Genomic DNA, 12058 nt, shown 5'->3' on the forward strand with positions numbered 1-12058 from the left:
TTATGAAAAATGAAAGTTATGGCTTTTTCGACGATGCCAATAAAGAATATGTCGTTACCACACCGTTTACTCCGTTGCCTTGGATTAACTATTTAGGCAACAACGGTTTCTTTTCTCTAATTTCAAATACATCGGGTGGTTACAGCTTCTATCGAGACGCGAAATTTCGACGCCTAACGAGGTATCGCTACAATAATGTACCGATGGACTCAGGTGGTCGATACTTCTATGTGAAGGATGGCGACACCGTCTGGACTCCGGGTGGACGCCCAGTAAGAACTGAGCTTGATCACTACGAATGCCGTCACGGTATGGGCTACAGTAAATTTATTGGAGTTAAAAACAAGGTTAAAACCGAGCAAACAACATTTGTACCGCTTGATGAACTGTGTGAAGTGCATCGAGTGACCGTGACCAATGAAGGGAGCGAGCCTAAATCATTGAAGTTATTCTCTTCACTGGAGTGGTGTTTGTGGAATGCTGAGGATGATGGAGCAAACTTTCAACGCAACTTTTCCACCGGCGAAGTGGAAGTTGACGGTAGCGCCTTGTATCACAAAACTGAATATCGCGAGCGACGTAGTCATTACTCATTCTTTAATGTAAACGTTCCCATTGACGGCTTCGATACCGACAGGCAACACTTTGTAGGTAATTACAACGATTACTCTTGTCCTAAAGCCGTAATGGATGGTGCTTGCACTAATTCTATTGCGCATGGCTGGTCTCCTGTCGCGGCACATCAAGTCAACGTTGATCTTCAGCCGGGTGAAAGTAAGACGCTTGTATTTGTGCTGGGCTATATCGAAGTGCCATTTGAAGACAAATGGGAATCAAAAGGGGTGATTAACAAAACCCCGGCCCGAGCAATGATGGCTAAATATGACAATGCTGAAAAAGTCGCTGCGTCACTGCAACAACTTGCAGACTACTGGGATGATTTGCTATCAAGATTTACCGTCAATTCTGAAGATGAACGCCTGAACCGTTCACTCAATATTTGGAACCAATATCAAAATATGGTGACATTCAATATGTCACGTAGTGCCTCGTTCTTTGAGTCAGGTATTGGCCGAGGCATGGGCTTTCGCGACTCTAACCAAGACACCATTGGTTTCGCCCATATGGTTCCGTCTGCGGTGAAAGATCGCATTGTAGATTTAGCGGCAACCCAGCAATCCGATGGTTCTGCATATCACCAGTATCAACCGTTGACCAAAAAAGGGAATGCGGATATCGGAGGCAATTTTAACGACGATCCCATGTGGTTAGTGTTGGCTGTTGCGAACTATGTGAAAGAAACAGGCGATCAAGCATTCTTATCTCAAGTGGTTCCATTTGAGGATACGCCAGATGTTGCAAGCACTATTTACGATCATCTAAAAGCCTCTTTTTACCATGTTGTGAATAACTTAGGGCCTCACGGTTTACCATTGATTGGGCGAGCGGATTGGAACGATTGCCTCAACCTAAATTGCTTCTCGACCGAACCGAATGAGTCCTATCAAACCACGCAACGAGGCGATAGCAAAGTCGCGGAATCATTGATGATTGCCGGACAATTTGTACTCTACGGCGAAGAGTTCATCCGTATTGCCGAACTGCTTGGTGAGCAAGATGATGCCCAACAAGCTTCGCCTCATATTCAAGCTATGATTGAGTCTGTGAAAACACATGGCTGGGACGGTGAATGGTTCCTTCGAGCCTATGATTCGGAAAGTCAGCCGATTGGCAGCCAGAGCAACGAAGAGGGTAAAATTTTCATCGAATCTCAAGGCTTCTGTACGATGGCAGGTATTGGTTTCGATGATGGAAAGGCCAAGCAAGCACTTGATTCTGTAGAGAAGCATTTGTCCTGTGAATACGGAATTATGCTGCAACAACCCGCATTTACCGAATATAAGCCACTGTATGGTGAAATCACATCTTACCCGCCTGGCTATAAAGAAAATGCAGGTATCTTCTGCCATAACAACCCCTGGATAGTGGTTGCTGAAGCAATGCTTGGCCGTGCCGACAAAGCGTTGAGCTACTACACACGCATCACGCCTGCCTTTATTGAGCATTTGGCTGGGCGTCACAAAACTGAACCATATGTTTATTCTCAGATGATTTCAGGTGCCGATGCATTTATTCAAGGTGAAGCTAAAAACTCTTGGCTTACCGGTACTGCGGCTTGGAATTATTATGCTGCAACCCAATATCTAGTCGGAATTAGACCTGAATATGAGGGGCTTAGAATTGATCCATGTCTCCATGAAAGTCTTGGAAATGTTTCAATCAAACGCCAATTCAGAGGGGCTGAATACGATATCGAAATTCGTCAAAACGGTGGTTCTGGAAAGGGCTTACAAAGCTTGAGTATTGATGGCGTTGAAATCGAAGGCGACTTAATCGATTATTCTAAATTCAACGGTAAGCATCAAGTTATTGCTGTTTTGAATTAATGATGTAAACGTTATCGGTGATGTAAAAAAGGCTCCAATTGGAGCCTTTTTTATTTGTAAATACTCAATCGCTTAGTTAGCTCGGAGCAGGGCCTGTACTGTCTCGAATGACCAATTCTAACGGAAGTTTTAGATACGTAGGCTCCAGTGTTTTGTCATTCATTTGTGCAATAAGTGCTTGAATGCATTGACGTCCTATGTCTTCTACAGGTTGCGCCACAGTCGTGAGTGCGGGTTGAATAACCTTAGAATATAAAATGTCGTCAAAACCAATAACAGACATATCTTCTGGCACACGGTAGTCGTTTTTGTTTAAAACATTGACTGCACCGATAGCCATATCGTCATTAAAACAGAAGATTGCGGTAGGGCGCTGCTTGAATTGCAACAAACGCTCTGTGAGTTCAATGCCGGATTCAACTTGGTAGTTTCCCTCACAAATAAGTTTGTCATCAACAGTGATCCCTGCCTCGGTAAGAGCTTCACGATAGCCTTCCAAGCGTCGCTGTGTACTCACTGTACTAAGAGGACCTGTGATTGCGGCAATGCGGCGATGACCCAAATCAATTAGGTGATTCACAGCTTCTTTCGAAGCTCCTTCATTATCAACAATGACCTTAGAAATTCCCTCTAAATCAAGCTCTTCGTTTGAGTTGACCATGGCAGGTAATTGATCTTTGATGGGGCGATCAGGGTTGATGGTAAATGGGTTTCTGCCTGAAAAATATAACAGTCCGTCGGCTTGACCAGCTTCAACCAGATCAACATATTGACGCTCACGCTCAGGGTTGCTTTGCGTATCCCCCAATAAAACTGCATATCCGTGTTGTTGTGCTTCGTGTTCTATTGCGCGAATGATGCCGGAATTAAAGGGGTTGGTAATGTCAGGAATAATGACCATGATGTTACCGCTACGTTGGGTTCGTAAGTTCATACCCATGCGGTTGGGTTTGTAGCCTGACTCTGCCACAGCGTTCAGCACACGTAATCTTGTCTCTTCAGATACCAGATCGGGAGTGCGCAATGTTCTTGAAACTGTTGCCAAAGATACGTTCGCAATACGGGCAATATCTTTGATTCCAACTTTAGCCATTCACAAAACCTCAACATTAAAAAAACATATCCATGACCTTTGAGCGATAAAGTGCAATGGATCACAGCTGATTCGATTGCTGTACTATACACTAGATGAAATCGTTTTCATGCTTTGTCGTGGGCTAATCTGAAAAAATCTGCTGTTTATCTCAAAAAATAGCATTTTTTTTCATATGGTGAAAATTATTCATAATAAAAAAGCAAGGGCAATAGACTCCAGATGAACAAAAGACTGAATACATTTGCGTGCACCTTGATGGTGGCCGGACTTATAGGTTGTGGTGGCGGTTCAAGTTCAGACGACACAATCGTCATTGATGACCCCGTTCCGACTTTAGAACCTCAAATTCGACAGTTTGCATTTGAGAATGGTGCTGTTTTAGATCCATCAGATGGGCTCGGACTTCCGAAAATATCGGAGCCGTTACCTCAGCTGGGAATGCAATTGTTTTTCTCTAAATCACTCGGAGGAGAATTGGACTCCGCATGCGTCAGTTGTCACCACCCATTGCTAGGTGGCGGAGATGATTTGTCGTTGCCGATTGGCGTAGGCGCGGTTGATCCTAACTTTTTAGGGCCAGGCCGAATGCATGATGCAACTGCATTTGAACATGATGGTGGGCCCACTATTCCGCGTAATTCACCCACAACTTTCAACATGGGTTACTGGGATAAGAGTGTATTTCACGATGGACGAATTAATGCCGTGGTAGGTGAGTTTGGTTCAAATGGTGATGATGGATTTGGTATTCAAACACCAGACGAAGGGTTTAAAGATATTGACCCCAAGGCCATTAATTTAACCCAAGCGCAAGCCATGTTTCCTGTCATATCTCAAGATGAAATGCGTGGCTTATTCGAACCTTTTGCAAGCAATGAAGATGTTCGAGATGCGCTTGCACTGCGTTTAGCGAATCAATCCATTGCAAATAACTGGTTGGAGCAATTTCAAATTGCTTTCGAGCAGCCTGAAGGAACAGCCGACACGCTCATCACTTACGACAACATTGCTATGGCGCTGGCCGAGTACGAACGTTCGCAATCGTTCGTGAAAACGCCCTTTCAAGCGTTCTTAAATGGCGATGATGACGCGATTTCTGATTCGGCTAAACAAGGCGCTATGTTGTTTTATCAAGGTGTTGATAACGGTGGTGCTGGCTGCGCGGCGTGCCACAATGGCTCCATATTTACCGATGAAGGTTTCCATGTGATTGCTACTCCGCAACTGGGACGCGGAAAAAATAACGGTCTGACCAAAGATAACGATTTTGGTCGATTCAATTTTACGAAGGGAACAGCAGATACATTTGCTTTTAGAACACCTAGTCTAGTGAACGTAACTGAAACGGCACCTTACGGTCATGCGGGGGCATTCGCTACGCTCAAAGAAGTGATTGTTCATCATCTAGACCCTGCACAATCGGTCGCAACTTATGATTACACAGCATCGGCGCTGCAACCTGGCATTCAAACAGACAATGCACAAAGAAATACTCAAGATGCAATGGCAGAGCTTGAAGTGCAAATGACGGCTGGTACAAGTTTGCTTAAGCCCGCAGCGCTGACAGATGATGAGATTGACGATTTGATAGCCTTCATTGAAAGCCTCACCGATCCGTGTACGCAAAATGCTGAATGTTTGGCGGATTGGATTCCTAGCGACCAAACGCCTGATCCAGATGGAATGAGATTGGAGCCAAGCAATTCGTTTTAAATTGCAATATTGATGTGAAGGGGCCTGAGTATTCAGGCCTTTTTTATGCGCTTTTGTTGACCGATTGTCGCTCAACAATATTTGGCTGATAGCGGCGGGTGATAGGGGCAGTTGGATCGATGTTATAGCATCGGTTCAAAATCAAGTGTGCTGCTGATATCGCCATTTCATCAATGGGAAAGTGCATCGTAGTTAGTGCAGGGTAGGTGTAGCGTGCAAAATGGAGGTTATCAAAGCCCATAATGGAGACGTCCTCGGGCACCTTTATTTGATGATCTCGACAGTATGCAATGGCGCCAAATGCCATTTCATCGTTTCCACAAAGCACTGCACTGACTCCTTTTGAAGACAATGATTTCATGCCTTCGTAGCCACTTTGTTCGGTGTAATTTCCCTCAGTAATACGGTCTGCCGAGTAAGCGATTTCATGATCACGCAACGCTTGTAAAAAGCCGCTTTGGCGATCGCGAGCATCCGGTTTAAATTGAGGGCCCGTAATACAGCCGATGTGAGTATGGCCCGCATCGATGAGGAACTGTGTAGCGAGTTTGCCGCCTGCAATATTGTCGAGTGATACACAATTTGACTCTAAGCCATCAACCGCTCTGTTAACGATGACAACTTCAACATTCGCTTTAGCAATGTCTAAAAGGTATTCGTCGCTCACGGCTTCGGCCATCAAAATGAGCGCATCGCATCGACACTGCAACAAAAAATCGATGGCTTCTCGCTCTAATTTTGGATCGCAATGACCACTGGCTACAATAAGCTGCTTGGAGTGCTTGCGCAGTAATGCTTCTGCTTCGCCCATGAGCGGCGAATACACTGGAGAAGCAAGTTCAGGCACCATCATGCCAACAATTCCTGAACGTCCAGATGCCATCGCTCGAGCAAGGGTATTTGGGCGATATCCTAGAGCCTCTACGGCGGCCATTACTTTTTCGCAGGTCGACTCAACGACTTTATCGGATCCATTGAGAACACGCGACACCGTCGCCTGTGACACACCTGCTTTTTCTGATACATCTTTAATGGTTGCCATGATACTCACTCGTCAAATTTGCGGGTCGATTATCTCTCAGTTTTCAACTAAATGCGATGACCACCTGCAACTGCCATGATATCGCTCAAGCGAGAAAAGCAGCTCGACTTAGCAATGTCGACAAACCCTGTCAAATAGGCTTGATGAGCTTTTTGTTTGGGGACTGCTGCATATAGCGTGCTCCACAAAGGCGGGCTAAAAGGGATGGCAGATAAGCTCGCTTTTTCAATGTATTCGGCAATCACCCAATTCGGCAGCGCAGCGATGCCGCGACCACTCAGTACAAGCTGAACAATCATTAATGTGAGTTCAGCCTGTCGCACATTTTTAGGCACAACACCCGCTGGGATCATTAAATCTCGATATACAGAAAGCTTGTGAGGATCGACAGGGTAAGTAATGAGGTGTTGGTCGGCCAAGTCATTTGCATTGACCGTATCTTGCTGAGCTAGAGCGTGATCAGGGCTCATCAACATCAAATTTTGATAGCGAAACAGCGCAAAATACTCAATGTCTGCATGATTCTCGGGATCTGCGGTGATCACTAGATCCAGTTCACCTGCAATCAATGCCTCTATGGCATCAAAGTGAAAGCCACTGGAAAAATCGACCTCGACACTGGGCCAAATTTGCCGATATTGCTCCAATGCAGGAAGTAACCACTGAAAACAGCTATGGCACTCAATGGCCATATTTAAACGCCCACCATCGCCTTGTTGTAATTGTTTGAGCTGGCTTTCCGTACGAACCACAAGGGGCATGACTTGCTCTGCAAGTTTAAGCACTCGTTCACCTGCCGGCGTAAAACGCAATGGCTTGCTCTTGCGCTCAAACATGCGCTGTTCAAATCGTCCTTCGAGCTCTTTGAGCTGATGCGACAGGGCCGATTGTGTCATATGCAGCACATCGGCAGCGCTGGCAAGAGAGCCCGCTTGTTTCAATGCAAGCATGGTTTTGAGATGTTTAAGCTCGAGCATGATTAAACCTTTTGGAAAATATGAGAAAGATTATACATGAAAAAAAATCGTGTTTAATGGTAAAAACATGAGATTGATTCATGTTCGGTGTGTCGCCATAATTTAGCCATCTAAACGTCTAAAGGAATTTGGTCATGGCTTTATCACACAATCTTGGTTTTCCTCGCATCGGCGCAAGTCGAGAATTAAAATTTTCGCTGGAGTCTTTTTGGCGTGGCGATAGTTCAGTCGAGCAGCTCGAACATCAAGCTGACTCTATTAAATTACAAAACTGGGGATGGCAGCAACAAGCGGGTTTAGATCTTATTCCGGTGGGTGATTTTGCGTATTACGACCATATTTTGCAGTTGTGTCTTACATTTGACGTGATCCCAAACCGCCATCGTAAAGACGCATCAGAACTGGAACAGCTATTTAACCTTGCGCGCGGTGCAACGGATTGCTGTGGAAAAACATCTGCAGCGCTCGAAATGACGAAGTGGTTTGATACCAACTACCACTACTTGGTACCCGAGTTGGCTGTGAATCAAACATTCAATTTAAAATCTCGACAATTAATCAACGACGTTGTGAAAGCCAAGGTGCTTGGCCATGACGCAAAACCTGTTGTGGTTGGGCCATTGACCTTTTTGTGGTTGAGTAAATGCAGATCAGTCGATGAAGCCGCATCATTCGACAAGCTCTCTTTGTTGCCGAGCTTGCTAGCGGCCTATCAGCAATTATTAAACGAGCTAAGCGCAGCAGGCGCTGATTGGGTGCAGATTGATGAGCCCATCCTATCGTTAGATTTACCCGAGCAATGGGTCACTGCATTGGCTCAAAGTTATGCACAATTAAAGCGTGACTTTAATGGAAAAATATTACTCGCTAACTACTTTGGTGGTGTGGCTGAAAAGTTGGAAGCCGTCATAGCATCAGGCGTTGATGGTCTTCATATTGATGCTGTTCGCGCAGCGGATGAGGTGATTGATATCGCCACACGGTGGCCAGAAGATAAGGTTCTCTCGGTCGGTGTGATTGATGGTCGTAATGTCTGGCGTGCAGACTTGAGCTTAGAGCTGCAAAAACTAACGCCGTTACATGAGCAACGTGGAGATCGATTGTGGATTGCCCCGTCATGCTCGTTAATGCATGTGCCTGTTGATGCTGACGTGGAGCATGATTTAGACGAAGAACTCAAAGGTTGGTTGGCTTTTGCGCGCCAAAAGCTCAATGAAATTGGCGCATTGACTCGAGCTCTCAATGGTTGCCAGTCGTTTACCGATCGAGCGTTATTTACTGACAGTGACCAGGTTCAACGTCAAAAGGCATACTCCCCCCGTATTTTGAACCTGTCGGTGCGTCAGCGCGCCTTCTCTGTGTTGCCAGAGCACTGTGAGAGAAAAAGTGATTTTGTAACCCGCATAAACACGCAACAAGCACATTTAGCCTTGCCAGCATTTCCAACCACCACCATTGGATCGTTTCCTCAAACTCCAGATATTCGTAAGCAACGTGCAGCATTCAGAGCGGGCAAGATTTCGGCTCAACAGTACGATTCATTTTTAGAGAAGGAAGTGATTGATGTGGTGAAACGCCAAGACGACATGGGTCTTGATGTACTGGTTCATGGAGAGCCTGAAAGAAATGACATGGTGGAGTTTTTCGGCGAGCTGCTCGATGGTATCGCTGTCAGTCGTTTGGGTTGGGTACAAAGTTATGGTTCACGTTGCGTGAAGCCGCCTTTGATTTACGGTGATGTTTCTCGCCCTGAGCCTATGACTGTGCGCTGGAGTGAGTTTGCCCAAGCACAAACCACAAAGCCGATGAAAGGAATGTTGACCGGTCCTGTGACTATTTTGAACTGGAGCTTTGTGCGTTCTGATCTTCCGCGCTCTGATGTGGCGCAGCAAATTGCATTGACCATTCGCGATGAAGTGAAAGATCTTGAACGTATTGGCTTAAAGGTCATTCAAATAGACGAGCCTGCATTGCGTGAGGGCTTGCCGCTGCGCACAAAAGATTGGGATGAGTACCTGAGTTGGGCTGTGGATGCATTTAAACTTAGTGCCGCAGTGGTGAAGGACGAAACTCAGATTCATACTCATATGTGTTACTGCGAATTTGAGGACATTATGCAATCTATTGCCGATTTAGATGCCGATGTGATTTCAATTGAGGCCTCCCGCTCTGGCATGGAATTACTCCAAAGTTTTGATGACTTTGAGTATCCCAATGCGATTGGTTTAGGGGTATATGACATTCATTCACCGAACATTCCGAGCACCGGCTACATGGTCGAGCAACTGAACAAAGCGCTGGAATGTTTGCCCTTGAATCGAATTTGGGTCAACCCGGATTGCGGCCTTAAAACCAGAGGGTGGCCTGAAACGACGGCCGCATTGACCAATATGGTCGAAGCTGCAAAACACGTGCGGGTTCAGCACGAGAGTGATATTGCTCAGTTTGAATCGAATCTACTTGAAACAGCTTAACAACCTCAAGTTCGCATAAAAAAGGCAGCTCACGCTGCCTTTTTTAGATCTTCAATTTGCTTTAAATCATACTACCAGCGCCGTGGGTTCGACACTGTTCAATCGCTTCATCAAGCAATTCCAAGGCTGTTTTATCCGTGTGTGGTAATTCCGCATCACTTGTATTTACCGGAGTAATGCGTTGTCCCCATTTGATGTAACCCGCGCCCCAAGTTAAGCCTGCTCCAAACGCAGCGCTCATAATATTGTCTCCCGGTTGAATACGGCCCGCTTCCAGTGCTTCGGCTAGCGCGATAGGAATCGTAGCGGCTGAAGTGTTGCCGTAGTTTTGGATATTTACCAGAACCTTGCTTTCATCGGCCCCTAAACGTTTAGCCAGCGATTCGATAATGCGAAGATTCGCTTGGTGCGGCAAAACAAAGTCAACATCATCATTCGACAGCCCAGCTTTTTGCATGACTTGCCCTACGGCTTCTCCCATGCCTTTAACGGCACGTTTAAAGATTTCTGGGCCTACAAAGTTCAGCGCGTATATGCCATTGGGTTGATGAAAGCGGCTGGCTGATGTGCCGTAATCTGGAATGAATAAAATTTCGCGGGCTTCAGGGTCGCTACCAATGGAAGAGGCTAATAGCCCCACTTCTTGTTCGCTGGCTTCAACCACAACCGCGCCAGAGCCATCTCCAAATAAAACGGCACTGTCGCGCTTAGACCAATCTAAATAGTGAGTGAGGCGCTCGGCACCAATCACCAGAATTTTCTCATTCATGCCTGAACGCACAAGACCTGTGGCCATATGCAGAGCATACAGAAAGCCTGTGCAGGCAGCATTAATGTCTAAGACCGCAGGCTGTTTCATGTTGAGGTTCTGCGCAACTTTCGCTGCGGCGGAAGGGATCAAAGTATCTGGACTGGCAGTGGCCAGTATGATCATGTCTATATCGCTGGCATTCAGACCCGCAGCGGCTAATGCGCGTTGTGCGGCAACAGTGGCTAAATCGCTGGTTTCAACGTGAGCAATTCGACGCTCTTGAATACCGGTGCGACTCCGAATCCACTCATCAGACGTATCGAGAAAGGTACTTAAATCTTGATTACTTAATACCGCAGGAGGAAGGCATTTGCCCCATCCAGTAATTTCTGCAAATGGCATGAAAAACCGCCTTTCTTCGTTGAAAAGAGTGGTTCAAACACTCAATCTTAGGTTGGTGTGCATAGTAAGCTAAAACAATCAGTTGGCTCAATAGCCGAGTAAGCGAAGTGCGATAGGAAGTAGTATAGGTGTTAAAAGAGCGGTGAAAATAGCACATAGCACCAATGCCAAAGCGCTGTAGGCGCCATGAGTATGACCTTCCTCTCTAATTCGGGCGGTGCCTAGAGCATGAGCCGCACTGCCCATTGCTATCCCTTGAGCTTTCGGGGTGTGGATTTTGGTTAGGTTCATCAGTGGTATCGCCACCAAACTGCCTAACAAACCGGCATAAATAACGGTGAGCGCAGTTAGGGCTGGAATGCCGCCTTGTTCTTCACTAATCACCATGGCAATGGCGGTTGTTACAGCTTTTGGGGCGGTAGATGTGAGGGAGTCTTTTCCTAGCCCAAGCAAGGCACATATGCCGATCATACTGAGAATTCCCACGCATGAGGAAATGGCGCAGACGCTGATGAGTTTCACCGCATCCCGCTTGATTTCTTGTAACTGTTGGTAAAGCGGATAACCTAGCGCAACAACCGATGGCTCTAAAAACCAATCAATCCAATGTCCGCCTTGTTCGTATGTTTGATAGGGAATGTCGGACCCAAGTAGTCCTGCTGCGAGCACAATAATACTGACAACCACGGGGTTGAGTAATGAGATCCGAGTGGTCGTGTAGAGCCAGCGCGCAGACACAAAAAGCATGACGGTGAGGCTCGCAAAAGCAAAACTTACAATGAAAGCATCACTATTGATCATCGCGACGCTCCAACCATTGGTAAAGGTGACCAGCCGTTAAAATAATGGCCACTGTGCTGATGGATGCAGCGGCTACAAGTGCCACGCCTTCTTGCTCAAGCAAACCAAGGTGATCAATCACGCCAGCCCCTGCTGGAACAAAAAATAATCCCATCCAATGAAGCAGCGGTTCGGCAGCTGGACGAATCCATTGCTCTTTAATGACACGGGTAGACAATAAAATAAACAGTAGCAACATGGCCACGATGGCTGCGGGTAGGGGCAAACTCACCTGAGTTGCAAGCCACTTACAACCATACAGGCAGCCTAAAATGATCAAGGCTGCACGAATGAAGTGGAACAAGTGAATTGACAT

Annotated in this window: 9 protein-coding genes; 3 read left to right on the forward strand and 6 right to left on the reverse strand. The window is 46.2% G+C overall.

Annotation, left to right across the window (positions count from 1 at the left end):
• The first annotated feature begins 2 nt into the window (after positions 1–2).
• On the forward strand, positions 3–2447 hold the full coding sequence (locus tag NAF29_RS12595) for a glycoside hydrolase family 94 protein (protein ID WP_251261940.1): 2445 nt from the start codon (positions 3–5) through the stop codon (positions 2445–2447).
• Positions 2448–2523: 76 nt separating this feature from the next.
• Here NAF29_RS12595 and NAF29_RS12600 read toward each other — a convergent pair whose 3' ends face one another.
• Positions 2524–3540, reverse strand: a complete 1017-nt coding sequence (locus tag NAF29_RS12600; RefSeq protein WP_251261941.1) for a LacI family DNA-binding transcriptional regulator — start codon at positions 3538–3540, stop codon at positions 2524–2526.
• 222 nt (positions 3541–3762) lie between these two features.
• On the opposite strand from NAF29_RS12600, the gene NAF29_RS12605 reads away from it, so the two are divergent.
• Positions 3763–5256: a cytochrome-c peroxidase gene (locus NAF29_RS12605; RefSeq protein ID WP_251261942.1), complete on the forward strand. Its 1494-nt coding sequence runs from the start codon at positions 3763–3765 to the stop codon at positions 5254–5256.
• Positions 5257–5299: 43 nt separating this feature from the next.
• Here the strand turns inward: NAF29_RS12605 and NAF29_RS12610 are convergent, their stop codons facing one another.
• Entirely contained in the window at positions 5300–6298 is a 999-nt protein-coding gene (locus NAF29_RS12610; protein WP_251261943.1) for a LacI family DNA-binding transcriptional regulator, read from the reverse strand.
• 47 nt (positions 6299–6345) lie between these two features.
• Positions 6346–7275, reverse strand: coding sequence for a LysR family transcriptional regulator (locus NAF29_RS12615; RefSeq protein ID WP_251261945.1), 930 nt, complete (start codon positions 7273–7275; stop codon positions 6346–6348).
• Between the two features lie 134 nt (positions 7276–7409).
• Here NAF29_RS12615 and metE point away from each other — a divergent pair, with 134 nt between their 5' ends.
• Entirely contained in the window at positions 7410–9749 is a 2340-nt protein-coding gene (gene metE, locus NAF29_RS12620; protein ID WP_251261947.1) for a 5-methyltetrahydropteroyltriglutamate--homocysteine S-methyltransferase, read from the forward strand.
• A gap of 61 nt (positions 9750–9810) precedes the next feature.
• On the opposite strand, the gene NAF29_RS12625 is transcribed toward metE, so the two are convergent.
• The 3 genes from NAF29_RS12625 to NAF29_RS12635 form a co-directional block, all read right to left on the reverse strand.
• Complete coding sequence (locus tag NAF29_RS12625) at positions 9811–10902, reverse strand: ketoacyl-ACP synthase III (RefSeq protein ID WP_251261948.1); 1092 nt, start codon at positions 10900–10902, stop codon at positions 9811–9813.
• An 87-nt stretch (positions 10903–10989) separates the two neighbouring features.
• Positions 10990–11703: an LrgB family protein gene (locus NAF29_RS12630; protein ID WP_251261949.1), complete on the reverse strand. Its 714-nt coding sequence runs from the start codon at positions 11701–11703 to the stop codon at positions 10990–10992.
• The gene (locus NAF29_RS12635) at positions 11693–12058 is read right to left on the reverse strand and encodes a CidA/LrgA family protein (RefSeq protein WP_251261950.1); all 366 of its coding nucleotides are present in this window, start codon (positions 12056–12058) and stop codon (positions 11693–11695) included. Before NAF29_RS12635 ends, NAF29_RS12630 begins: the two co-directional genes overlap by 11 nt.

The sequence above is a fragment of the Echinimonas agarilytica genome, assembly GCF_023703465.1.
GTDB lineage: Bacteria > Pseudomonadota > Gammaproteobacteria > Enterobacterales > Neiellaceae > Echinimonas > Echinimonas agarilytica.

Excerpts from the sequence above, each read along its gene's own strand:
- NAF29_RS12595 (WP_251261940.1), top strand. The coding sequence starts at position 3 with ATGAAAAATGAAAGTTATGGCTTTTTCGACGATGCCAATAAAGAATAT.
- NAF29_RS12600 (WP_251261941.1), bottom strand. The coding sequence starts at position 3,540 with ATGGCTAAAGTTGGAATCAAAGATATTGCCCGTATTGCGAACGTATCT.
- NAF29_RS12605 (WP_251261942.1), top strand. The coding sequence starts at position 3,763 with ATGAACAAAAGACTGAATACATTTGCGTGCACCTTGATGGTGGCCGGA.
- NAF29_RS12610 (WP_251261943.1), bottom strand. The coding sequence starts at position 6,298 with ATGGCAACCATTAAAGATGTATCAGAAAAAGCAGGTGTGTCACAGGCG.
- NAF29_RS12615 (WP_251261945.1), bottom strand. The coding sequence starts at position 7,275 with ATGCTCGAGCTTAAACATCTCAAAACCATGCTTGCATTGAAACAAGCG.
- metE (WP_251261947.1), top strand. The coding sequence starts at position 7,410 with ATGGCTTTATCACACAATCTTGGTTTTCCTCGCATCGGCGCAAGTCGA.
- NAF29_RS12625 (WP_251261948.1), bottom strand. The coding sequence starts at position 10,902 with ATGCCATTTGCAGAAATTACTGGATGGGGCAAATGCCTTCCTCCTGCG.
- NAF29_RS12630 (WP_251261949.1), bottom strand. The coding sequence starts at position 11,703 with ATGATCAATAGTGATGCTTTCATTGTAAGTTTTGCTTTTGCGAGCCTC.
- NAF29_RS12635 (WP_251261950.1), bottom strand. The coding sequence starts at position 12,058 with ATGTCAATTCACTTGTTCCACTTCATTCGTGCAGCCTTGATCATTTTA.